The organism is Pseudomonas sp. SDO52101_S400, assembly GCF_054071635.1.
In genome coordinates, this window is sequence record NZ_JBSVWF010000076.1 from 1 (window position 1) to 24,198 (window position 24,198).

Consider the following 24,198-nt stretch of genomic DNA (forward strand, 5'->3'; position numbering starts at 1 on the left):
TCCGAAACCCCAATTGCGAAAGCAGTTGGGGTTTTGTTTTGCCCGCAGGAAAGTGTTCTCAGGGCTTCCGACCGTCGCGATGACAACCATTGGGGAAATCCTTCTGAAATGACCGCTCGGTTTTTGGTATGGTGCAGCTCGTTTTTTAACGGACTGATGTCACGCCCAAGGATCGGCGCTCATTTTTGTCAAAGAGTTGCTGCAGAAATGCCTGAACCAATCCCCATCAAGGATCACGAAAAAGAGACGCGTCTGGTCAACAAACGGCTGGTCGCCTGTGCCCTGTTCGTGTTCGCGATCAGCTGTGCCCTGGTGGTACGCCTGTACATCCTGCAAGTGGTTGAGTTCGACTACCACTCGACCATCTCCGAAAACAACCGAGTCCACGTCCTGCCAATCCCGCCAACACGGGGGCTGATTTACGACCGCAACGGGGTGCTGCTGGCTGACAACCGTCCCAGTTACAACCTGATCATCACCCGCGAACGTGCCACCGATGTGAATCAGGAGCTGAACGAAGTCATCAGCCTCCTGCACCTGCCAGCCGAAGATCGCACGGTGTTCGACAAGGCCATGAAACAGTCGCGTCACCCGTTTACGCCGGTGACCCTGTTCTATGAGCTGACCGAAGAACAGATAGCCATACTCGCAGTCAACGAGTTCCGCCTGCCGGGCCTGGATGTCGAACCGCAGTTCGTCCGTAACTATCCGCTCGGCGCGCACTTTGCGCACTCGATCGGCTACGTCGGGCGTATCAACGAAAAAGAATCCAAGACCCTCGATTCGGTCGAATACCGTGGCACGCAATCCATCGGCAAGACTGGCATCGAACGCTTCTACGAGCCGCAACTGCACGGCCACGTCGGTTACGAGGAAGTAGAGACTAACGCTCAGGGTCGCGTATTAAGGGTCCTGAAACACACCGATCCGATTCCCGGCAAAAACATAGTCCTGAGCCTCGATATCAAGCTTCAGGAAGCCGCCGAAGCTGCATTGGGTGATCGTCGTGGTTCGGTGGTGGCACTGGATCCATCGACCGGCGAAGTGCTGGCCATGGTCAGCAACCCGAGCTTCGACCCCAACCTGTTCGTGACCGGTATCAGCTCCAAGGAATACTCGGCGCTGCGAGACTCCATCGACCGGCCTCTGTTCAACCGCGTACTGCGCGGCTTGTACGCGCCTGGTTCGACGATCAAGCCCGAGGTTGCGATTGCCGGACTCGACGCCGGCGTGGTCACGCCTCAAACCCGCGTCTTCGATCCCGGCTACTACCAACTGCCGGATTTCGACCACAAGTACCGCAACTGGAACCACAGCGGTGACGGCTGGGTGGACATGGACGCGGCGATCATGCGCTCCAACGACACCTACTTCTACGACCTGGCGCACAAGCTCGGCATCGATCGCCTGCACGACTATATGGCGATGTTCGGCCTCGGCGAGAAAGTCTCTCTCGACATGTTCGAAGAGTCTCCCGGCCTGATGCCTTCCCAGGCCTGGAAGCGTGCAACCCGGCGTCAGGCCTGGTTCCCGGGTGAGACAGTGATCCTCGGCATTGGTCAGGGCTATATGCAGGTCACGCCATTGCAACTGGCTCAGGCCACTGCACTGATTGCCAACAAGGGCGTATGGAATCGTCCGCATTTGGCCAAAACGGTTGACGGTGTACCGCCAGTGGACGAGCACCCGATGCCGAATATCTTGCTCAAGGACCCTCGCGATTGGGACCAGGTCAACCACGGCATGCAGATGGTGATGCACGACGCTCGGGGTATCGCCCGGGCAGCAGCGGTCGGTGCGCAATACCGCATCGCCGGCAAGAGTGGTACGGCGCAAGTGGTGGCGATCAAGCAGGGCGAGCGCTACAACCGCGAGAAAACCCTCGAGCGCCATCGTGACAACGCCTTGTTCGTCGGCTTTGCGCCGGCCGAACATCCGAAGATCGCCATCTCGGTGATGATCGAAAACGGCGAGGCCGGTGGTCGAGTCGCAGGTCCTGTAGTGCGGCAGATCATGGACGCCTGGCTACTCGACCAGGACGGTCACCTCAAGCCGCAATACGCGGCGCCGACCAAGGCACCGGGCGATCCTCACGTGTAACTCGCTACAGCTTCACAGCACAGGCTCACGCAAGCTGAGCATGTGCTGGAAGCTGTCGATGAACACCGTTTCAGCCTGAGTCATCTTCTGATCGCGATTCCACAGCAGCTGGATATCGAAATCCACCACCCCATCCTCTGGCGGCAAGCGCCACAGCAAGCCTTGCTCGACATCCCGTCGTACCAGATGAGTCGGCAGGCAACCAATTCCGAATCCTGCACAGATCAGGCGGTAGATCTCTTCGAAACTGGTGGAAGAGGCGACGATCTTGCCGGTAAACCCCTGCTGATCGCGAAACAGCGTCAACGGCGATAGATTGCCACCAAGCTGATCGCTGGTGAAGCTGACGAAGTTCTCCGCAGCGAGTTGCTCCAGCGTCAGATTCTGTTGTCCGAACAGTCGATGTCGCTGCCCGCAAAAGTACGCATAGCGCTCACGAAACAGCACTCGCTGCTCCAGCCGTGGCTGTGGCAATCGGCATAGCCCGACACCGACCGTAGCAGTCTTTTGCAGCAGTGAACTGATGATGTTCGAGCTGCCCATCACCTCGACTTCCAGCTCGATTTTCGGGTGAGTTTCGTGGAAATCTGCGAGAAATTCATCGTAATGCCGGGCCTGCACGCCACTGACGGTGAGGATACGGATCTTGCCGACAACGTCGTCATGACGGTTCTCGACCACGGTACCCAAACGAGAAATATCACCGTAGATATCCGCCGCAATCCGCAGGACTTCTTCCCCGGTTTCCGTCAGATCAAAGCGCCGTCCGCTGCGCGCAATCAACACACAATCCAGTTGTTCTTCAAGGCGTTTCAACGCCTGGCTGACCGCCGACTGGGTGATGTGCAATCGCGCAGCAGCGCGACTCATGCTGCCTTCCTGGCCGATCACCAGATAAGTGCGCAACAGGTTCCAGTCCAGTCGGTCATTGAGAAAACGCCGGCCGATCCAGGGATTAGTGGAAGAGGTCATGTAGTAGCCAAGCTAATAGTAAAGATAAGTTTTTGAAAATTGACTAATCCTGTCACGGAAGCGATAAAGCCCACAAGCGCCACAGAGCGTGACCGTCAGCCGCCTCGACACCTGCCCAAAACTATAAATACACAGGGTTTCTTGCATGCACACCACCGCTCAGCCGCGTCGCGCCGCGGCCGCTGCCTTCATTGGCACGACCATCGAATTCTACGATTTCTACATCTACGCCACCGCCGCCGCACTGGTGCTCGGGCAAGTGTTCTTTCCCAGCAGCGATCCAGTCACCAGCACACTCGCCGCATTCGGCAGTTTCGCCGTCGGTTTCATCGCGCGCCCCATGGCCGGCATGGTGTTCGGCCATCTGGGTGATCGCCTCGGTCGCAAGAAAATGCTGCTGGTGACCATGGCGTTGATGGGCCTGGCCACCGCCGGCATCGGTCTGTTGCCGAGCTACGCCAGCGTCGGCATCTGGGCGCCCATCGGGTTGATCGTGTTGCGCCTGATCCAGGGTATCTCCGTCGGCGGCGAGTGGGGCGGGGCGGTGTTGATGGCCAGTGAACACGCCCCGGCCAAACGCAAGACCTTTTATGCCTCGTTCGCCCAACTCGGCAGCCCGGCGGGCCTGTTGTTGGCGTTGATCGCCTTTCGTCTGGTGACGTCGCTGTCGCCTGAAGACTTCCTCGCCTGGGGCTGGCGTCTGCCGTTTCTCGCCAGCGGCGTGCTGATGATGGTTGGCTTGATGATCCGTTCCGGTGTGCATGAGTCGCCGGAATTCGCCAAGGCCAAGGACAACAACGAGACCGCGAAATACCCGGTGAAGGACGTGATCCGTCAGTGCTGGCGGCAGATCCTGTTCGCTGCCGCCGCCGTGACCATCGGCTCGGCCGGATTCTTCTTCACCAACACTTTCATGATCACTTACGTCACCCAATATCAGGGGATCCCTCGGGCGACCATTCTTGATTGCCTGTTCCTGGTGACGGTCATTCAACTGCTTTCGCAACCATTGTCGGCGCTGCTCGCCGAACGCATCGGCGAAGGGCGGTTCCTGATGCTGGTCGCGTTGCTATGCACGGTCACGCCTTACCCGATGTTCCTGCTGGTCGGCACCCAGAACATCCTGCTGATGACTCTCGGCATCGCCGTCGCGGTGGTGATTCTCTCGGCCCTGTATGCGGTGATCGCCGGGTACATGACCCAGGCGTTCCCGGTGCATCTGCGCTACTCGGGCATTTCCATCGCCTACCAGTTGAGTTGCGCCGTCGCCGGCGGCACCACACCGTTGATCGGCACGCTGCTGGCCAGCAAGTTTTCCGGGCAATGGCTGCCGCTGGCAGTGTTCTTCACGCTGCTGTCCGCTCTTTCCCTGATCGGTGTCTGTGGCCTCGCGCGTCTGCGCGCCAACCCGGTCGTCCTTCACACAAGCAAAGAGGTGTATTCGTGAGTAAACCCGCCCACATTGATCCGATCGAATGGCAAGCCCGTTGTGAGCTTGCCGCGCTTTACCGATTGATCGCGCACTTTCGCATGACCGACCTGATCGACACCCACATTACCCTGCGTATTCCCGGGCCGGAGCATCATTTCCTGATCAACCGTTACGGCGTGATTTTCGACCGTATGCGCGCTTCCGATCTGGTGCGCATCGATCAGGACGGGCGCATCGTCGATCCGGAATACGCCGGGCATCGGGTCAACGCTGCCGGGTTTGTGATCCACTCGGCGATCCACATGGCAAGGCCGGATCTGAACTGCGTGATTCACACCCACACGGCTGCCGGCATGGCCGTCGCCGCGCAGAAGCAAGGCCTGCTGCCGATCAGTCAGCACGCGCTGAAGTTCTACGGAAAACTGGCGTATCACACCTACGAAGGCATCGCGTTGTCGCTGGATGAGCGCGAGCGTTTGATCGCCGATCTCGGCCCGCATCGCGCGATGATCCTGCGCAACCACGGCTTGCTGGTCGGTGGTTCCGGCGTGGCTCAGGCATTCCAGGAAATCCACTTTCTGGAGCGTGCCTGCCAGGCGCAAGTGCAGGCGCTGGCCGGCGGATGTGAGCTGCATTTCCCGTCGCCGGAAGTCTGCGCCCACACCGCCGAGCAGTTCGACCGCGATGAGCAGGACAACATCATCGATCTGGCCTGGGAGGCCGCACTGACCCTGATCGAATCCCAGCGCGAGTCCTATCTGTCATGAACACCGTTGCACTGATGTCCCGCGACACGCTGTTGCTCAAACAGTTGCAGGAAGCCTTTGCCCGCCGCGCGCCGCAGCTCTCGGCGGTGCTGGCCGATGATCCCCAGGCGGCGAATGCGCAGATTGCGGCGTGCTGGTTTCCGCTGCCGGGCAGCCTTGGCGCGTTGCCCAATCTGCAGGTGATTCACTCGGTCGCCGCCGGCATCGATCACCTGGAGCACGATCCGTCATGTCCGGATCTGCCGGTGTGCCGGGTGGTCGATCCCGGCCATCGCCAAGGCATGACAGAGTACGTGCGCTGGGCGGTGATTCACTATCATCGCGGCTTCGATCAGGTGCTCGAGCAACACCGCCAACAGCATTGGGAGCGACCGCTGCAACGCCCGGCCGAGCAATTCCGGATTGGCGTCATGGGGCTCGGTTCGCTCGGCAGTGCGATTGCCCTGGACCTGGCCGCCGCCGGTTACGACGTGCGAGGGTGGGCGCGCAGCAACAAGGAATTGCCGGGCGTGCAGACCTTCGCCGGCAACGAAGCTTTCAACCCGTTCCTAGACGGCGTGGAGTTGCTGATCAATCTGCTGCCGCTCACCCATGAGACTCGCGGCATCCTCAATTGCCAGACCTTCGAACGGCTGGCCAACGGCGCGGCACTGGTCAACGTCGGGCGCGGTGGACATCTGAACATCGAGGATCTGCAACAAGCACTGGCACGTGGAAAACTGCGCGGCGCACTGCTCGATGTTTTCGAACAGGAACCGCTGCCCGCCGATCATCCGCTGTGGAAAACCCCGGGCGTGACCATCACCCCACACATGGCTTCGGCGGCTTCCCATGATTGCATCGCCGAGCAGATTGCCGAGAACTTTCGCCGTTTGAATGCCGATGAACCGTTGCTCAACAGCGCGGATCGACTGCTCGGTTACTGATCCGCCAGGCAGGCTTGCAAGCGTTCGATGAACAGCGTTTCGGCGCGGCTCATGCGCTGCTCGCGGTTCCACAACAGATGAATGTCGACATCGGCAATCCCCTCGTGGGGCGGCAGGCGCCAGAGCAATCCGGCCTCGACGTCCGCCGCCACCACGTGCTCCGGCAGGCAACCGATGCCGAACCCAGCGATCACCAGTCGCCGCACTTCTTCCAGGCTGGGTGATGAGGCGACGATGCGTCCGCTGAAGCCCTGTTGATCGCGAAAAATAGTCAGCGGCGAAAGCATCCCGCCGATCTGGTCACTGGTGAAACTGACGAAGTTCTCCCGCTGCAGATCGCCTTCGTCAATGTCCTGTCGGCCGAACAACGCATGGTGTTTGCCACAGAAAAACGCATAACGCTGACGCAGGAACAGTCGCTGTTCCAGACGCGGTTGTGGCCGACGGTTGAGACTCAGGCCGAGGGTCGCGGTTTTCTCCTGAAGAGCGCTGACGATGTCTGAACTGCGCATCACGTCGACCTCCAGATCGACCCGTGGATATTGGCGATGAAAGTCAGCGAGGAAGTCATCGAAGCGCTCGGAAAAGATCCGGCTGATGATTAGCAGCCGCACCTTGCCGATCACTTCTTCGGCCGGTTGCTCCAAAAGGCTGCTGACCTGGGACATCTGCCCGTAGATCTCGCCGGCCAGTTCGAAGATCTGCTCGCCGACTTCGGTGAGGGCAAATCGCGGACCGCGCCGGGCGATCAGCTGGCGCCCCAGTTGTTCTTCAAGACGCTTGAGCGCCTGGCTCACTGCCGGTTGTGTCAGATGCAGACGCGCGGCGGCGCGGCTGATACTCAGCTCCTGGCCGATCACCCGGAAGGTGCGCAGCAGGTTCCAGTCGAGGCGGTCGTTGAGCAGGCGTTGCACATCACGTTCGGCCATGGCGGCTCTCGATTATAAGGTGAAGTAATAATCGGAATAATAAATAGAAAATTGACTGATCATCACCTCGGGACGATAAATCACCCCCACGACAGGCGCCGCCAGAGCGCCTCGGATTTACGTTTCCCTCCTGCCAGAAAAACAATCAAAGGAGCCCGACCCATGAAGCCCCACGCTTCGAACCAGCCGCGCCGTGCGGCCGCCGCTGCCTTCATCGGCACCATGATCGAGTGGTACGACTTTTACATCTACGCCACCGCCGCCGCGCTGGTGTTCGGCGCGCTGTTCTTTCCTTCCGATGATCCGCTGTTCAGCACCATGGCCGCGTTCGGCACGTTCGCCGTGGGCTTCTTTGCCCGGCCGTTGGGCGGGATCATTTTCGGCCATATCGGCGACCGCATTGGCCGCAAGAAATCGCTGATCATCACGCTGTTGATGATGGGCGTGGTCACGGTGTGCATCGGTCTGTTGCCGACCTATGCGCAGATCGGCGCGACGGCACCGGTGCTGCTGATTGTGTTGCGCATCGTCCAGGGCATCGCCGTCGGTGGTGAGTGGGGCGGCGCGGTGTTGATGGCCGGCGAGCATGCGCCGAAGGGCCGGCGCAATTTCTTCGCCTCGTTCGCGCAACTGGGCAGTCCGGCGGGTTTGATCCTGTCGCTGCTGGCCTTCAGTGCCGTGACCCGATTGCCGGAAGACGATCTGATGAGTTGGGGCTGGCGCCTGCCGTTCCTCGCCAGTGCGCTGTTGCTGCTGGTGGGCCTGGCGATTCGCCTGGGCGTGAACGAGTCACCGGAATTCCTCGCCAGCCGCGAGCAGGCCAGCAAGCAAATCAAGAAAGAGCAGGCGCCGGTGATGGACGTTCTGCGCACCGCGTGGCGCACACTGTTGCTGTGCATCGGCGCCAACACGCTGGGCATCGCCGGGGTGTATTTCACCAACACCTTCATGATCGCCTACACCACTCAGCAACTGGCGTTGCCGCGTTCGCTGATTCTCGAATGCCTGTTTTTCGTCGCGATCATCCAGTTCTGCATTCAGCCGCTGGCGGCGTGGACGGCGGAGAAGATCGGCGCGACGCGTTTCCTGTGCCTCGTGTCGTTGCTGGCGATGGCCTCGCCGTACCCGATGTTCGTGCTGGTCAGCTCGGCCCAGGCGCCACTGATCATTCTCGGCATCGCACTGGCGGTGGTGTGCATGGCCTCGTTCTACGCGGTGATCGCCGGTTACGTCAGCGGCATGTTCGAGACCCGCGTGCGTTACACCGCGATCTCGCTGGCCTATCAGATCTGCGGCGCGGTGGCCGGTGGGCTGACACCGCTGATCGGCACCATGCTCGCGCACAAGTTCACCGGGCAGTGGTGGCCGATGGCGGTGTTCTACAGCCTGATCGCCGGCATTTCGCTGGTCTGCGTGCTGTCCCTTGCCCGTCGTCACGCCAGCGTCCATCGCGCGGAAATGGCTCGTGCCTAACCCGGAATTTCAGGAGAACCTCATGTTGAAAATCAATGGCGAACGCCTGTGGGCCAGCCTGATGGCCATGGCCGAAATCGGTGCGACAGCCCGAGGCGGCAGCTGCCGTCTGGCATTGAGCGACGAAGACAAGGCCGGTCGCGAACTGTTCGCCCACTGGTGCCGCGAAGCCGGCATGACCCTGAGCGTGGACGCCATCGGCAACCTGTTCGCCCGCCGCGCTGGCACTGATCCGGACGCCGCGCCGGTGATGATGGGCAGCCACCTCGATACCCAACCCGAAGGCGGGCGTTTCGATGGCGTCTACGGCGTGCTCGCCGGGCTGGAAGTGGTGCGTCGCCTCAACGACCTGAACATCAAGACCCGCAAACCGCTGGAAGTGGCGGTATGGACCAACGAAGAAGGCGCACGCTTCACCCCGGCCATGTTCGGCTCGGCGGTGTTCACCGGGATCATGGATCTGAACGCCGCACTGGCGGTGCGTGATGCCAATGGCATCAGCGTTGCCGAGGCTTTGCAGCGTACCGGTTACGCCGGTGATCGCCCGCTAGGTGGCGCGGTGGATGCCTATTTCGAAGCGCACATCGAGCAAGGCCCGATCCTTGAAGACAACGCCAAGAGCATCGGCGTGGTCACGGGTGGTCAGGCGATTCGCTGGCTCGACGTGCGCGTGGAAGGTATGGCCGCCCACGCCGGCACCACGCCGATGCCGCTGCGCAAAGATGCGTTGTACGGTGTGGCGCGGATGATTCAGGCCATCGAAGGTCTGGCCGCTGATTTTGCGCCGGAAGGCCTGACTACGGTCGGTGAGTTGAGCATCAACAAGTCCTCCCGCAATACCATTCCGGGGCTGGTGAATTTCACCGTCGATCTGCGTCATCACCGCGACGACGCCATTGCCGCCATGGAGCAACAGGTTCGTGTCCGGTTGCAGGCGATTGCCGACGGTCGCGGCCTGAACCTGACGATCACCCCGCACTGGATCAGCCCGGCCACGCCGTTCGACGCTGAATGCGTGGCTGCCGTGCAAGAGGCGGTAGATGCGTTGGGCTACGCTCAGCAGTCGATTGTCAGCGGCGCCGGGCATGACGCGATTCACCTGGCGCGTTACTGCCCGACGGCGATGGTGTTCATCCCGTGCGTCGGTGGCCTGAGCCACAACGAAGCCGAAGATGTGTTGCCCGAAGACGTGCAGCAGGGCACCAACGTATTGCTCAACGCCGTGCTGGCCCGCGCCGGTCGAAGCGAACAGGGAGTCTGAACCATGCGCAGTTTTTTCCACCCCGAACAATTGCTCCACCATCCACGCAGCTATTACTCGCGCGGGCAGATGCGCACGCCACAGGAAGTCCCAGAGCGTGCGCAACGTCTGGTGCAGGCCGCCCACGGTTTGGGCTTCAGTGTCGAGCAACCTGCCGATGCCGGCCTCGCACCGTTGCTGGCGGTACACGGTGCGCCATATCTGACCTTTCTTCAGGAAGCACACGCACACTGGAAGGAAATCCCCGAAGACTGGGGCGACGAGGTGATGTCGAACATCTTCGTCCGCGAGCCGAATGCCTTGCGCGGCATTCTCGCCCAGGCGGCGCGCTATCTGGCGGACGGCAGCTGCCCGGTCGGCGAGCAGACCTGGCGTTCGGCGTACTGGTCGGCGCAAAGCGCAGTGGCCGGGGCTCAGGCGGTGATCGACGGTGAGCCGGCAGCCTACGCGCTGTGCCGTCCGCCGGGGCATCATGCCCGGGCCGAAGCGGCCGGCGGTTTCTGCTACGTGAACAACGCGGCGGTGTCGGCGCAGGTGCTGCGCGACAAGTTTGAAAAGGTCGCGGTGCTCGATACCGACATGCACCATGGGCAGGGCATTCAGGAAATTTTCTACGATCGCGATGACGTGCTCTACGTCTCGGTGCATGGCGATCCGACCAATTTCTATCCCGGCGTCGCCGGGTTCGCCGACGAGCGCGGCAGCGGCGCGGGGGAGGGCTTCAACCTCAACCTGCCGATGGCCCATGGCTCAAGCGAAGCGGATTTCCTCGGGCAACTGGACGTCGCATTGAACGCCGTGCGCGAGTTCGGCGCCGAGGTGTTGGTGCTGTCGCTGGGCTTCGATATCTATGAACTGGACCCGCAAAGCAAAGTCGCCGTGACCCGCGAAGGTTTTGCAGCACTGGGCGAGCGGATCCGCAGCCTGGGCCTGCCATGCCTGATCGTGCAGGAAGGCGGTTATCACCTGGAAAGTCTCGAAGACAACGCCCGGGCGTTCTTCGTGAATGCCGAGGTGTGGCAGATCTGAAATTGATGTGATCCGACGGCCGCCATCGCTGGCAAGCCAGCTCCCACAGTACTGTGGTTGACTGCGGAATTTGCGGCCACGCCAAACCTTGTGGGAGCTGGCTTGCCAGCGATGAACGATAACGCAATCCACCTGCTGGAACACAAGCGCCCTACGGTGCTTGCCATCGCCCTGACGTTAACGTAAACATTGGCGTCAGGGCGCTGATGTAAAAAAGCGCAAAGCGGACCGCTCCGGAGCGCTTGATGACTCTTATAAAAACAACCGATCCCAAGTCTCACCACGAAGCCCGGCTGGCCCGGGAAAAACTCCATCTCGAAGGGCAAGTCCCGGATGGCGTGTTGCGTGCGGAGATCGATGCTTCGTGGCGGCGCAGCCTGAGCCACGGCGTGCATTTCAATGGCAAGCATGAGCTGGCTCTGGAATCGAGCGCGAGTCTCGAGGTGTTGCTGGCGAGCAACCGCCTGCTGATCGATGCGGCGATACCGGCCATCGATTACCTGGCCGAACGTCAGGGCAAGGAAGGACTGATCATCCTCGCCAATTCCGATGCCACCATCCTCGCCGTCGAAGGGCGTGCCGACCGGCTCAAGGGCAGCGGTCTGCAGGACATCACCCTCGGTGCCTGCTGGAGCGAAGCCGCCCGTGGCACCAACGCCCTCGGTACGGCGCTGGTCGAAGCGCGGCCCACCCTGATTGATTGCGGCGAGCATTACCTCGACCGCCTCACCGATTTTTCCTGCACCTCGGTGCCGATCCATTGTCCTCAGGGCGAGATTCTCGGCGTCCTCGACCTGACCCGCGAAGGCCCTCTCGGCCGCGTCCACGACAGCACGGCGCTGCTGAGCATGGCGGTCAGCCAGATCGAGAGCCGGGTGTTCAACAACAGTTTTCCCGATCAGATTGTCCTCGCCTTTCACAGTCGCCGACAGTATCTGGAGTCACCGTGGCAAGGTCTGCTGGCGGTCAGTCTCGGCGGGCAGATTCTGGCGGTCAGTGCCCAGGCCTGTCAGTTGCTGCGGGCCGAGCGTTCGGCGCTGGTCGGCAAACGTTGCGAAGACTTTCTCGGAGTCGATGGCGTGCAATTGCTGACCCGTTTGCAACAGGGCGGCGTCGGCAGTGTGCAGACTGCCAAGGGCGAATTTTTCTACAAGACCCTGCGGGCCCCGGCGCGCTCGGTCAACCTCGGCGGCCCGCCGCGCAGCGTCGTGAAAACCGCCAAGGCGCAACCGGATCTGGAAGCACTGGCTGGCAACAACGTCCGCTATGCCCGTGCGCTGCGCATGGCCCGCCAAGGTCTGGCCAATGAATTGCCGGTGTTGCTGCTTGGCGAAACCGGCACCGGTAAAGAGGTGATCGCCCGCGCCCTGCACCTGGCCGGCAGCCGTAGCGACAAGCCTTTTGTGGCCGTGAATTGCGCGGCGATTCCCGAAGGCCTCATCGAGTCGGAACTGTTCGGCTATCGCGAAGGTGCGTTCACCGGATCGCGTCGGGGCGGCATGATCGGGCGCCTGCAACAGGCCCACGGCGGCACCTTGTTCCTCGATGAAATCGGCGACATGCCGCTGGCCTTGCAGGCGCGTTTGCTGCGCGTTTTGCAGGATCGTAAGGTCGCGCCGCTGGGTGCCGGGGAAGAGCAGGACATCGACGTCGCGCTGATCTGCGCCACCCACCGCGACCTCAAGCGTCAGGTCGAAGACAAGCAATTTCGCGAGGACCTGTTCTACCGGGTCAACGGCATCAGCGTGATGCTCCCGGCCCTGCGTGAGCGCGATGACTTCGCCGCGCTGGTCACTCGTCTGTTGGGCAAACTCGACGCACCGAACGCTGCGCTGCACGACGACCTCAATCGCCTGCTCGCGGGTTATCACTGGCCGGGCAACATCCGCCAACTGGAAATGGTCTTGCGCACCGCTTTGGCCATGCGCGAACCCGGTGAAACGGTGCTGACCCTCGATCATCTTCCCGACAGCATGCTCGACGAACTCTGCGCCACCGAGAAACCCCAGACCGGCAGCATTCGCGAAAACGAACTGGAGATGATCCGCCAGTCCCTCGATTCCCATCAGGGCAACGTCTCGGCCGCCGCCGATGCCCTTGGCATCAGCCGCGCGACCCTGTACCGCAAACTGAAACAGTTGCGCTCGTGATGCAGCGCCTGTTTGTAAGGCTGATCGACAGCTCGAACCCCGCCGCGCTGCAAGCGGCGTTGCGCTGGTTGTACGGTTTCGTGCGGCCGCAGCGGTTGGCGATTGCCGGCCTGCTCGGTCTATCGGTGTGCGCGTCGCTGCTGGTGCTGGTGCAGCCTTGGCTGGTCAAGCTGCTGATCGACGATGGATTGCTGGCGCGCAACTTCTCGATGCTGGTAATGATCGCGGTGCTGATGATCATCGCCGGCCTGCTCGGCACGGCGTTGTCGGGGATCAATCGCTATCTGCACACGCGACTGTCCGGGCGGATTCTGTTTGCCCTGCGCGATGACCTTTACCGGCATCTGCAAAAACTGTCGCCAAGTTTTTACGGGCAGCGGCGGATCGGCGATCTGATGTCGCGGCTCGACGGCGATGTGGCGGAGATTCAGCGCTTCGCCGTGGACTCGTTGTTCTCGGCAGTATCGAGTGTGATTGGTCTTGTGGTCGCGATCGCGATGTTGTTCACCCTGTCGTGGAAACTGTCATTGCTGGCGCTGGTGCTGATTCCGCTCGATGTGCTGTGGCTGCGCTGGATGCGGCGCAAGGTCGAGCGCGACGTGCGGCAATTGCGCGAGCGTTCGGCGGACATGTCGTCGTTCATGGTCGAGACCCTGCCGGTGATGAAATTCATCCAGTCCGCCGGCCAGCAGCAGCGTGAAGCGCGGCGCCTGGAAAACCTCGGGCAGGGTTACATGAACCAGTTGCTGCGCCTGCAAGTCACCGAGTTTTTTACCCAGGCCGTGCCCGGCACGTTGACGTCGCTGTCCCGCGCCTGCGCATTTTTGATCGGCGGGTATTGGGTGGTGCAGGGCACTTGGCAACTCGGTGCGCTGATCGCGTTTTCCACCTACCTGGGGATGGCGGTCGGGCCAGTGCAGAGCCTCTTGGGTTTGTACGTGGCGATCCAGCGCATGACCGTCAGCCTCGGCCGGGTCATGGAGTTGCGAGGCGAAGAGCCCACGGTGTTTTCACCACCCACACCAAAACCGTTTCCGACTTCGGGCGAGCTGCGTTTTGACGCGGTGCACTTCAGTCATCCGGGCCGCCAAAGTACGTTGAGCGGCATCGAGGCGACGATTCCCTACGGTTTGAAAGTCGCCTTGAGCGGCGGATCCGGCGTCGGCAAATCAACGCTGATCGACCTGCTGCAACGGCATCACGACCCGCAATCCGGGCGAGTGCTGATCGGTGAAGTGGATCTGCGTGAACTGGAGCTGTTCGAACTGCGTCGGCGCATCGCCGTGGTCAGTCAGGACATCGTGCTGTTTCGCGGCAGCCTCGCCGACAACCTGGCTTACGCGGTGCCGGACGCCAGCCGCGAGGCCATCGCCGAGGTCGCACGGCTGGCGCAACTCGATAGCCTGATCGCGTCGTTGCCCGAAGGCCTCGACAGCCCGTTGGGCGAGCGCGGCCAGCAGTTGTCCGGCGGGCAGAAACAGCGCATCGCGATTGCCCGGGCGCTGTTGCAGGATCCGTTGATTCTGGTGCTCGACGAAGCCACGTCGGCCGTCGACGAAGCGACCGAGCGCGAGGTGATCGAAGCCATCGACCGACTGTTTACCGGGCGCACACGGATTCTGATCAGCCATCGTCCGTCGACCCTGGCCGATGCCGATCTGCGCTTTGAATTGCTCGACGGTGTGCTCATTTCGAAAACGGTGCTGCATGAAGCCTGAGTTGCGTATCGGTGTGGTCGACAGCGGACACTCGGCGGCGCAACGGGTGCAGGTGCTTGCCGGGAGGCGTTTCTCGTTGCTGGAGGACGGCTTGGCCGAATCGGATCTGCGTGACGATCCTCTCGGCCATGGCAGCGCGGTGATCGAGGCGATCAGCCGCCGCGCGCCGGCCGCGCAGATTTGTGTGGCTCAGGTGTTCGATCAGCGCGGTGTCACCAGCGCTTTGCAGATTTCAGCGGCCATCGATTGGCTGGTGGCGCAGGACGTACGGCTGATCAATCTGAGCCTTGGTTTGCGCCAGGATCGCAGCCTGTTGCGCGAAGCCTGCGCGGCGGCGGTGGCCCGTGGTGTGTTGCTGTGTGCGTCGAGCCCTGCGCAGGGCGCGGCGGTGTTTCCGGCCAGTTATCCGCAGGTGCTGCGGGTGACCGGCGATGCCCGTTGTACCGATGAGCAATGGTCGTGGCTCGACAGTGCGCAGGCGGATTTTTCCGCGTGTGTTCGTGGCACTTATCCGGGGCAGTCCGGGGCCAGTCTGGGGTGTGCAGCGTTGAGCGGTCACATTGCTGCTTATCTGCTGGAGCAACCTCAAGCGAGCAACGCTGAAGTCATCGATTGGCTGAAACAGCACGCTCGTTATCGTGGCCCGGAACGGCGTTTCGGCCCATGACTGCGATCCTGATTCTCGGTGCCGGCCCGGCCGGTGCGGCGGTGGCGTTGGGGCTGCGACGGTTGGGTTATGCCGTGACACTGGTCAGCGAATGGCGGCGGTTTGCGGCGCTCGAAGGCGTGTCGCAGCGGGTGCTGGAGGCGCTGCGCGGTGCCGGGTTGAATCACGCGTTGGCGAATGCCACGTTGCCGTCCCAGCGACAGGTTGAGTGGAACGGCCAGCGGCATGCGCAGAACATCGAGTTTCTACTGGATCGTCCGACCTTCGATCGCGGCTTGCGTGAAGATTTGCGGTTGGCCGGGGTCGAGGTGATTGAAGGGCGAATCCTGAATGTTCAGTCCTCAGTGGACGGGCATCAGGTCGAGCTTGATGGCGGCCAGATGCTGACAGCTGATTTTCTGGTGGAGGCCCGGGGGCGACAGGCGCCGGCGTCCGGCAAAGGTCTGCGGGGGCCAGAGACGGTCAGCCTGCTCAATCGCTGGCAAGGCGCGCCGGGTGTGACTGCCAGCGCCGTGGAAAGCCTCGAGGACGGTTGGGCGTGGATGGCTCGACGGGACGACGGCCAGTGTTATTGGCAATGGACCGTGGACGTGGCCAGTGCCGGGTTGCCGGGCAAGGCGCAGTTGTTCGATCACTGCCGTGCGCGGCGGCAGGCCTCGGATTTTGCTCAGGCGTTCTTTGCCGGCGGGCAGGAATCGGAGTTGCAACTGCACGCTCGCAGCAGCACGGCGATTCTGGCGCCGCAGGTCTGTGGCGATAACTGGATTCGTGTCGGTGATGCGGCGATGGCGGTGGACCCGCTGTCCGGCAACGGGATTTTTCAGTCGCTGTCCTCGGCGTTGCAGGCGCCGGTGGTGATCAATACGCTGTTGCGCAAACCTGAGCGGGCGGCGCTGGCGCAGCGTTTTCACCGTCAGCGAGTCGAGCAGCTGTTCTTACGATTTGCGCGAATTGGCCGGGACTTTTACGCCGACGAACAGCGTTGGCTCGATCAGCCATTCTGGCAGGCGCGGCGGCATTGGCCCGATACCGAGGTGGCACATGCGGCGGCGGAATTTGCCGCGCTGCGCATCGAGCGGATGCCGGTGTTGCGTGACGGGCTTGTTGATGAAGCCGAGGTGGTGATCACGGCAGATCAGCCGCTGGGGATCTGGCATGTGCAAGGCGTGGAGTTGGCAGCGGTGGTGCGGCGGTTGCGCGATGAACCGGCGGATCGGGTGTTGGCGGGGTTGAGTGAAGAGCAGGGACGGGTGATCCGCGGGTGGTTGTTGAGTCAGGGATATCGGCCCTCACCCTAACCCTCTCCCAGTGGGAGAGGGGACCGATCCGGGGATCTTGAGAAGTACGCCGACCTGAAAAAACTTTACCGAATCCATAATCGACACGGTTTGTCAGGTCGATGTATAGCTTAAGACAACAAGGTCGGCCCCCTCTCCCTCCGGGAGAGGGCTGGGGTGAGGGTGGGCTTTTGATTCTGATTTTCTACAGTTTGATCAACACCGACTTCAACTCGGTGTAATGCTCGATCGCCGCATACCCCATCTCGCGTCCGACGCCGGACATCTTGTATCCACCAAACGGCAACGCCGGATCCAGCGCACTGTGGCAGTTGACCCACACCGATCCCGACTTGATCCGCGGAATCATCCGGTGCACCGCCGCCAGATCATTCGACCAGATACTCGCGCCCAAGCCGTAAGGGCTGTCATTGGCCATGCGCAGCGCATCGGCCTCGTCATCGAACGGAATGGCCACCAGCACCGGCCCGAAGATCTCTTCCTGGACCAGCGAATGCTGCTGATCGACATCGACAATCACCGTCGGTTCGACGAAGAACCCCGGCCCGAACTGCTCGCCGCCGCAGGCGATGGTCGCGCCGCTTTCCCGGCCCATTTCGATGTAGCGATAAACCCGCTCCTGCTGGCGCGCGGAAATCAGCGGGCCCATCTCCACGCTCGGGTCGAGGCCGTTGCCGAGTTTCATGGCGTTGGCGATGTCGCTGATGTCGGCCACCACATTGTCGAAATGTTTGCGCTGCACATACAGCCTGGAGCCTGCGCAGCAGACCTGGCCCTGGTTGAAGAAAATCGCACTGGCCGCACCGGCTGCAGCGGTTTTCAGGTCGGCGTCGGCCATGACGATGGTCGGTGATTTGCCGCCCAGCTCCAGGGTGACCCGGGTCATCGAGTCCATGGCGATCTTGCCGATCTGCTTGCCGACGGCGGTGGAGCCGGTGAAGGTCAGCTTGTCGACCAGCGGGTTGTGGGTCAGGGCGGAACCGGCGGTGATGCCGGTGCCGGTGACCACGTTGAACACACCTTCGGGGTAACCCGCCTCCAACACCAGCTCCGCCAGTTTCAGCGCGGTCAGCGGGGTTTCGTCGGCAGGCTTGAGTACCACGGTGCAACCGGTGGCCAGCGCCGGGCCGAGTTTCCAGCAGGCCAGCAGCAACGGGAAGTTCCAGGCGACGATGGCGCCGACCACGCCCACCGCTTCGCGGCGGATGAAACTGTGGAACTGATCGCCGGGCATCAGCGGCAGCGACACCTCGACGCTGGAGCCTTCGATCTTGGTGGCCCAACCGGCCATGTAGCGCAGGAAGTCGATGGCCAGTTGCACATCCATCACTTGCGCCACCGCCGCACTCTTGCCGTTGTTCAGGCATTCGAGTTGTGCCAGCTGTTCGGCGTCGCGCTGCATGAGGTCGGCGAGTTTCCACAACAGGTTCTGCCGTTCACGCGGACGGGTGCGACTCCAGGCGGAATCATCGAAAGCCTGACGAGCGGCGAGCACCGCACGATCGACATCTTCCGGCGTGGCGCGAGGCACCACACACAGCACTTCGCCGGTGGCCGGGTTGTGCAGCGGCATGGTCTGGCCGTCGGCGGCTTCGACCCAGTCGCCGCCGATCAACATGCGCGGCGGGCGCTGGATAAAGGCCGAGGTGGCAGGGAGCAGATAGGGCAGGGGCATGGCGAAACCTCTTGTTGTTCGATGGGATCCAGAGGGGCTTTCGCAATGGTTGTGCCAAATGCTCGAAGGTCGCGCGCAGCCCCATTGCATGGGCTGATGGGGACAGCGATTGAGTGGCAATGGGCGTGAATTTGTCTCAAAACGCGACAGTCATTGAGATGCAGGATACGTGTCCTACAAAGCCAATGCCGCTGCGACGGGGCCTGGGCGAATTCGTGCCGTTTCAGGGGTAGGAAAAGTCGCGCGTCTGACAGTTTTTACCGACTGGTGGAGGCATGAGGTACGAGCTAAGTTGCTTTGTGAATAGGGTTTTCTTGCCATGGACTTGGCGGGTCAGTGTCTTAACAAGGATGTCGATGAACAACTTAACCATTCGATGGCTAACCAATTTTACGATGGGCGTGGGGACTGGATTTCTGGTGACGGGGATTGCGGCGCTGTTGATCGGCGACCTGACCGATGTCGATACGATTCGGGCAGGTGCCTGGATGGCTTCAACCAGTTTTTTCGTAATCGTTACCTCATTCGGTGTTGCCATGATGGAGGGGAAATGATGGCGGCTTTAATTGTGGGGCTGTGGTGTATGGGTGTCAGTTTGCTGCTCGCGTATGGGTATCACCGGGATCGTCGAATTCAAGCGGCCCAGCGTGATTCCGCGGCATTGGCAGCCAAGGCCGGCGCCCACTGTGAATGCTCGATGGTTTGCAACCATTGTGGGCGTTACAAGGTTCACCCGGACAACTCTGTTCGCTAGGCGCGGATAAAACAGACAATACAAGAGCCCCGTCATTGGCGGGGCTTGTTTTCGTGTGGGTTCGACAGGCGTCACTCTTCTGGAGATTTTTCATGGGGGATGCTGTCAGCTCCGGGTCATCTGTCGCGCGACGCAATGTCGCTGATGCCGCAACAACTATGCTTGTCTCAGACTGCAACAGCTGTCGCGAAATTGGACGCCGGCAAGCACCGTCGGCACCGCCACTTCGCCTTGATCTTCACGTAACTGCTTGATTGAAAAGCTTATCGGCAAGCTGGCACGCTCCGTGTATTGCTCACAGCAGACGTTTCGCTTGCCTCCGTTCGTGCATCGCCACGAACGGCAGAAACCATAAAAACGATAAGCCACAAAAATAAGAAAGCACCGTGCGAGGTTCGACGTTGATGAAGAGAAAACTCCGATCAGGCATGAGCGCCAGCCTGCTGGCCGTGGCCGCATGCGTAGCCCTGCATTCGCCCCACAGCCTGGCAGCCCGCGACGCCCAGACCATCCTCAAGGAAACCTGCCAGGGCTGTCACACCCCTGAAGCAGGCGACCAGTTGAGCCGCATCAGCCACCAGCGCAAGACCCCGGAAGGCTGGCTGATGAGCATTGCCCGGATGCAGACGATGCACGGTTTGCAGATCAGTGATGAAGACCGCCGGACACTGGTCAAATACCTGGCCGATACCCAGGGGCTGGCGCCAAGTGAAACCGATGGTGTGCGTTACGCGCTGGAACGCCGGCTGAACACCGTCGAACAGTTCGACGAGAAAACCGCGCAGATGTGCGGCCGTTGCCACTCCGGTGCGCGGATCGCCCTGCAACGGCGTCCGGCCCAGGAATGGGAGCGCCTGGTGAATTTCCACCTCGGCCAATGGCCGTCGCTGGAATATCAGGCGCTGGCCCGTGATCGCGACTGGTTCGATATCGCCCGCAAGGAAATGGTCCCGCTGCTGGCCAAGCGTTATCCGCTGGATAACCCGGCGTGGCAGGCCTGGATCAAAACCAGACCGAAAGCCGAGGCGCTGATCGGCGACTGGAGTTTCAGCGGCCACCTGCCGGGCAAGGGCGAACTGGCGGGCATCATGACTGTGACAGCCGATGGCAGCGACACCTTCAAGGTCGCCGTCAAAGGTCAGTACGCCGATGGCAGCCCGTTCAACGGCGATGGCAGTGCGATTCTCTACAGCGGCTACGAATGGCGCGGCAACGTCACGGTTGACGGCGTGACCATGCGTCAGGTGTTCGCCGCCCAAGGCAACGCCATGCAGGGCCGGATGTTCGAGGCCGAACACGATGAGCGCGGCCTGGACTTCGTTGCCGCCAAACAGGGTTCCCAGCGCTTGCTGGCGGTGCAGCCGGGTTATGTGAAGGCCGGCAGCGAAACCGAAGTGACGTTGGTTGGCAGCGGTCTCAGCGGCAAACCGGACTTCGGCAAAGGCGTGGACGTAGTCGAAGTGGTCGAGCAGAACGCCGACCGGATCAAGGTCAAAGTCAAGGCCACGGCCAATGCCCAGCCGGGTCTGCGCGCGGTCAGCGTCGGCAGTTTGAAAGGTCCGAGCCTGTCGGTGTACAGCACGATCGCTTCGGTCAAAGTGGTGCCGGAATTCTCGGTGGCGCGGATCGGCGAAGGTGGCGGGTCCACGCCGAAAGTCCAAGGCCGCTTCGATGCCGAAGCCTGGGGCAAGGGTGCCGACGGTAAGCCATATCGCATCGGTGTGTTCCCGGCGCAATGGAAGGTCGAGGCCTTCGACGAGCGCGCCAAAGAGGATGAAGACGTCAAGTTCGCCGGCACCATGCAGGCCGACGCCGGCGTGTTCACCCCGGGCGATGCCGGGCCGAATCCGGCACGCAAAATGTCCACCAACAATGCCGGAAACCTCAAGGTGATTGCCGCCGTCGACGACGCCGGGAAATCCCTGACCGGCGAAGGCCACCTGATCGTTACCGTGCAACGCTGGAACAATCCACCCATTCCCTGATGTTGAAACGTGAGTTGAGCTGAGCGACAGCGATTCAGACACTTTTCGGAATGACCGCAAGTCCCGCCAGGCGGGGCTTGCACAGGAGGTTTGCAATGGGCGCTATCTTGAATCTGGTCGAACGTAACCTGCACGAAGTGCACGTCGATGCCGACCGCATGCTGTTCCATATCCCCAGCAGTTCGCTGTTCGCCAGCGATGAACTGACCGGCACCATCATTGATGCGTTGCGCGGGCCCGGCTGCTCCTCGGAAGACCTGATCCAGCGCCTCGGCGCGCGGTTCAACGGCGAGGAAATCAACGAGACCCTGCGCGAGCTGATCTCGCTGGAACTGGTCAGCGATGGCTCGCCGCTGACCCCGGACATCGCGGTCAAACGCGTCGAGCGCACCGCGATCAACACCGTGGTGCTCAACGTCAACACCGGCTGCAACCTGAGCTGTACCTACTGCTACAAGGAAGACCTCGACAAGCCGTCCGCCGGCAAGAAAATGGACGTCGAAACCGCCATCGCTTCAGTGGAAATGCTGTTGCGTGAATCCCCCGACGAAGAGCGCTTCACCGTGGTGTTTTTCGGCGGTGAGCCGCTGAGCAATCGCAAGCTGATCGAATACATGGTCGACTACTGTGAGAAGCGGTTTGCCGAGGCCGGCAAGTTCGTCGAATTCGTGATGACCACCAACGCCACGCTGCTCACCGAAGAAACCGTGGACTATCTGAATGCCCACCGCTTCGGGCTGTCAGTGAGCATCGACGGGCCGAAAACCGTGCACGACCGCAACCGCATCACCGTGGGCGGGCAGGGCACCTATGACGTGGTGCGGCGCAAGGCCGAAATGCTGCTCTCGCGTTACAACAGCCGGCCGGTCGGCGCACGCGTGACATTGACTACCGGCGTCACCGACGTTGAAACCATCTGGGATCACCTGTTCAACGAACTGGGTTTTGCCGAGGTTGGATTTGCTCCGGTGACCTCCGGCGATATCAGCAGCTTCAACCTCGGCAGCGAAGAGCTGATCGAAGTCTTCGCCAGCATGAAGCGCCTGGGCCGGCGTTATCTGGAAGCCGCGCTGGAGCACCGCAATATCGGTTTTTCCAATCTGCATCAGTTGATCACCGACATCCACGAAGGCCACAAAAAAGCCCTGCCGTGCGGTGCCGGGCTGAAGATGCTGGCGGTTGATCACAAGGGCGAACTGAACCTGTGCCATCGCTTCACCGGCTCATCGCTTCCGACCTTCGGCAACGTCCACAGCGGCGTGAAACAGGTCGAGTTGAACGACTTCCTGTCCCAGCGCCTGGACCGCACCAACACCGGTTGCCACGATTGTCAGATCCGCAACCTGTGCTCCGGCGGCTGCTACCACGAGAGCTACGCCCGCTACGGCGACCCGGCCCACCCGACTTATCACTACTGCGAACTGATGCGTGACTGGGTCGACTTCGGCATCGAGGTCTACACCCGGATCATGGCCAACAACCCTGGGTTCATCAGCAGCTACATCACTCCGCGCAAGGCTCACTGATATGAAACATCTCAAGGCAATCAATAACAAAGCGTTGAAGCTGGATCAGGCTGCGGATGAGAACCGCATCGAAGAGGTGGTGGCGATGAGTTCGGTCGCCGGCTGTGCCTCGACCACCGACCCGGGTTGGGAAATCGATGCGTTTGGCGGGGTGTCGTCGCTGTGCCAGCCGATGGAAGCCGACCTCTACGGTTGCTCGGATCCGTGCTGGTGGCCGGCCCAGGTGCCGGACATGATGAGCACCTACCCGGACTGGAACAAGGATGCCCAGGCGTCCAACGACAACTGGCGCAACCTCGGCACTGTCTTCCCGAAAGACAAGTGATCCATAAGAAGAAGGATTCCAGCATGCACAACTTCAAAGCCTGCGGCCTTGCCGCACTCGCGGTGCTGAGCGCCTGTTCGCTCCCGGTTCTGGCCGATGAAAACACCGCGCTGCAAGACGGTCACGAGTACATGTTGACCACCAATTACCCGAATAACCTGCACGTCATCGACCTGGCAACCGACACTCTGTACAAGACTTGCAAGATGCCTGACGCCTTCGGCCCCGGTACCGTGCAGCTGTCGCCGGATCGCAAGACCGCCTATGTGCTGAACAACCATTACGCCGATGTTTATGGTGTCGAACTGGACAGCTGCAAGCAGGTATTCCACGCCAGCATTACTCAGCAGCCGGGGGAGAAAGCGCGGTCGATGTTTGCCTTCACTGTCAGCCATGACGGAAAGGAGCTGTACACCATCGCCAATCCGACGCTGATGCTCAACGACCGCTACGAGGTCAAACAACCGCGCCTGGACGTCTACGCCACCGACGCCGGAATGAATGCCAAACCGGTGCGCAGCTTCCCGGCGCCACGGCAGCTGACGATCATGCAGAGCGGCGATGATGGCACGCTGTATGTGGCAGGCGCTGACGTGTACAAGGTCGATGTGAAGAGCGGCAAGTTCGACGTGCTGATTCCCAGCCGCCACTGGAAACGCACGAATTACAGCGCGCCGGACGTGCTCTATGTGTGGAACCAGCAGACTTACCGCCACGACTTCTCGCTGCTGTACACGACGGCGAAGTTCAAGGACAAGAAGCAGGATCCGGCGACCGCCGAGCCGCTTTATGGTCTGTTCAGCGTCGACCTGAAAACCGGCAAGACCGAAACCACCGACTTCGGGCCGCTGACCGAGATCTACTTCAGCGGCATGCGCTCGCCGAAGGATCCGAACCTGATGTTCGGCGTGCTCAATCGTCTGGCCAAGTACGACATCAAACAGAAGAAGCTGATTCAGGCCGCCACGCTGGACCATTCCTACTACTGCATTTCCTTCAACAAGGACGGCAGCAAGATCTACCTGGCCGGGACGTTCAACGACGTGGCGATTTTTGATGCCGAAACCATGAAGCAGACCGGCAGCATCAAGTTGCCGGGTGGGGATATGGCGATTACCACGGCGCAGGTTTTTGTTCGGTAATTAGTGGCGTCAGGGATGGCGCCTTCGCGAGCAAGCCCGCTCCCACATTTGAAATGCGGTTCAAATGCG

At 61.3% G+C, this 24,198-nt stretch carries 19 protein-coding genes; 16 read left to right on the plus strand and 3 right to left on the minus strand.

Going from position 1 to position 24,198, the window contains the following annotated elements:
* Positions 1–207: 207 nt before the first annotated feature.
* Positions 208–2,100: a penicillin-binding protein 2 gene (gene mrdA, locus ACW9HX_RS26350; protein WP_457382839.1), complete on the plus strand. Its 1,893-nt coding sequence runs from the start codon at positions 208–210 to the stop codon at positions 2,098–2,100.
* Positions 2,101–2,112: 12 nt separating this feature from the next.
* Here mrdA and ACW9HX_RS26355 read toward each other — a convergent pair whose 3' ends face one another.
* Positions 2,113–3,072 carry a LysR family transcriptional regulator gene (locus tag ACW9HX_RS26355; RefSeq protein WP_457382840.1) on the minus strand — a complete coding sequence of 320 codons (960 nt, stop codon included), beginning with the start codon at positions 3,070–3,072 and terminating at the stop codon, positions 2,113–2,115.
* Positions 3,073–3,217: 145 nt separating this feature from the next.
* Between ACW9HX_RS26355 and ACW9HX_RS26360 the strand changes: the two genes are divergently transcribed.
* Genes ACW9HX_RS26360 through ACW9HX_RS26370 form a run of 3 tightly spaced genes read left to right on the plus strand, consistent with a single transcriptional unit; the run spans position 3,218 to position 6,197 of the window.
* On the plus strand, positions 3,218–4,519 hold the full coding sequence (locus tag ACW9HX_RS26360; protein ID WP_457382841.1) for an MFS transporter: 1,302 nt from the start codon (positions 3,218–3,220) through the stop codon (positions 4,517–4,519).
* Complete coding sequence (locus tag ACW9HX_RS26365; protein ID WP_011335215.1) at positions 4,516–5,271, plus strand: class II aldolase/adducin family protein; 756 nt, start codon at positions 4,516–4,518, stop codon at positions 5,269–5,271. Before ACW9HX_RS26360 ends, ACW9HX_RS26365 begins: the two co-directional genes overlap by 4 nt.
* Positions 5,268–6,197 carry a 2-hydroxyacid dehydrogenase gene (locus tag ACW9HX_RS26370; RefSeq protein WP_457382842.1) on the plus strand — a complete coding sequence of 310 codons (930 nt, stop codon included), beginning with the start codon at positions 5,268–5,270 and terminating at the stop codon, positions 6,195–6,197. The genes ACW9HX_RS26365 and ACW9HX_RS26370 overlap by 4 nt, the downstream gene beginning before the upstream one ends.
* On the opposite strand, the gene ACW9HX_RS26375 is transcribed toward ACW9HX_RS26370, so the two are convergent.
* A complete protein-coding gene (locus ACW9HX_RS26375) occupies positions 6,191–7,126 on the minus strand; it encodes a LysR family transcriptional regulator (protein WP_457382843.1) in 936 nt (311 codons plus the stop codon). The two genes, ACW9HX_RS26370 and ACW9HX_RS26375, sit on opposite strands and share 7 nt — an antisense overlap.
* Positions 7,127–7,288: 162 nt before the next feature.
* Here ACW9HX_RS26375 and ACW9HX_RS26380 point away from each other — a divergent pair, with 162 nt between their 5' ends.
* The 7 genes from ACW9HX_RS26380 (at position 7,289) to qhpG (ending at position 16,722) form a co-directional block, all read left to right on the plus strand.
* Positions 7,289–8,599 carry an MFS transporter gene (locus ACW9HX_RS26380; protein WP_457382844.1) on the plus strand — a complete coding sequence of 437 codons (1,311 nt, stop codon included), beginning with the start codon at positions 7,289–7,291 and terminating at the stop codon, positions 8,597–8,599.
* Between the two features lie 22 nt (positions 8,600–8,621).
* Positions 8,622–9,860: a Zn-dependent hydrolase gene (locus tag ACW9HX_RS26385; RefSeq protein WP_457382845.1), complete on the plus strand. Its 1,239-nt coding sequence runs from the start codon at positions 8,622–8,624 to the stop codon at positions 9,858–9,860.
* A gap of 3 nt (positions 9,861–9,863) precedes the next feature.
* Positions 9,864–10,889 carry a histone deacetylase family protein gene (locus ACW9HX_RS26390; RefSeq protein WP_457382846.1) on the plus strand — a complete coding sequence of 342 codons (1,026 nt, stop codon included), beginning with the start codon at positions 9,864–9,866 and terminating at the stop codon, positions 10,887–10,889.
* A gap of 245 nt (positions 10,890–11,134) precedes the next feature.
* A complete protein-coding gene (locus ACW9HX_RS26395) occupies positions 11,135–13,039 on the plus strand; it encodes a sigma-54-dependent Fis family transcriptional regulator (protein WP_457382847.1) in 1,905 nt (634 codons plus the stop codon).
* Positions 13,039–14,757: an ABC transporter ATP-binding protein gene (locus tag ACW9HX_RS26400; RefSeq protein WP_457382848.1), complete on the plus strand. Its 1,719-nt coding sequence runs from the start codon at positions 13,039–13,041 to the stop codon at positions 14,755–14,757. The genes ACW9HX_RS26395 and ACW9HX_RS26400 overlap by 1 nt, the downstream gene beginning before the upstream one ends.
* Positions 14,747–15,424 carry a subtilisin-like serine protease QhpE gene (gene qhpE, locus ACW9HX_RS26405; protein ID WP_457382849.1) on the plus strand — a complete coding sequence of 226 codons (678 nt, stop codon included), beginning with the start codon at positions 14,747–14,749 and terminating at the stop codon, positions 15,422–15,424. Before ACW9HX_RS26400 ends, qhpE begins: the two co-directional genes overlap by 11 nt.
* On the plus strand, positions 15,421–16,722 hold the full coding sequence (gene qhpG / locus ACW9HX_RS26410; RefSeq protein ID WP_457382850.1) for a flavin-dependent monooxygenase QhpG: 1,302 nt from the start codon (positions 15,421–15,423) through the stop codon (positions 16,720–16,722). The genes qhpE and qhpG overlap by 4 nt, the downstream gene beginning before the upstream one ends.
* 184 nt (positions 16,723–16,906) lie before the next feature.
* On the opposite strand, the gene ACW9HX_RS26415 is transcribed toward qhpG, so the two are convergent.
* Entirely contained in the window at positions 16,907–18,397 is a 1,491-nt protein-coding gene (locus tag ACW9HX_RS26415) for an aldehyde dehydrogenase family protein (RefSeq protein WP_457382851.1), read from the minus strand.
* A gap of 356 nt (positions 18,398–18,753) precedes the next feature.
* Here ACW9HX_RS26415 and ACW9HX_RS26420 point away from each other — a divergent pair, with 356 nt between their 5' ends.
* From ACW9HX_RS26420 to peaD, 5 genes are all read left to right on the plus strand, one after another.
* Positions 18,754–18,951 (plus strand): hypothetical protein, encoded by a 198-nt coding sequence (locus ACW9HX_RS26420; RefSeq protein ID WP_007953098.1) that lies wholly within the window; start codon positions 18,754–18,756, stop codon positions 18,949–18,951.
* 604 nt (positions 18,952–19,555) lie between these two features.
* Positions 19,556–21,136: a quinohemoprotein amine dehydrogenase subunit alpha gene (gene peaA, locus ACW9HX_RS26425; RefSeq protein WP_457382852.1), complete on the plus strand. Its 1,581-nt coding sequence runs from the start codon at positions 19,556–19,558 to the stop codon at positions 21,134–21,136.
* A 95-nt stretch (positions 21,137–21,231) separates the two neighbouring features.
* Positions 21,232–22,662 (plus strand): quinohemoprotein amine dehydrogenase maturation protein, encoded by a 1,431-nt coding sequence (gene peaB, locus ACW9HX_RS26430; RefSeq protein WP_457382853.1) that lies wholly within the window; start codon positions 21,232–21,234, stop codon positions 22,660–22,662.
* A gap of 1 nt (position 22,663) precedes the next feature.
* A complete protein-coding gene (gene qhpC, locus ACW9HX_RS26435; RefSeq protein ID WP_008016081.1) occupies positions 22,664–22,987 on the plus strand; it encodes a quinohemoprotein amine dehydrogenase subunit gamma in 324 nt (107 codons plus the stop codon).
* A 23-nt stretch (positions 22,988–23,010) separates the two neighbouring features.
* Entirely contained in the window at positions 23,011–24,129 is a 1,119-nt protein-coding gene (peaD, locus tag ACW9HX_RS26440) for a quinohemoprotein amine dehydrogenase subunit beta (protein ID WP_457382854.1), read from the plus strand.
* The last annotated feature ends 69 nt before the right edge of the window (positions 24,130–24,198 follow it).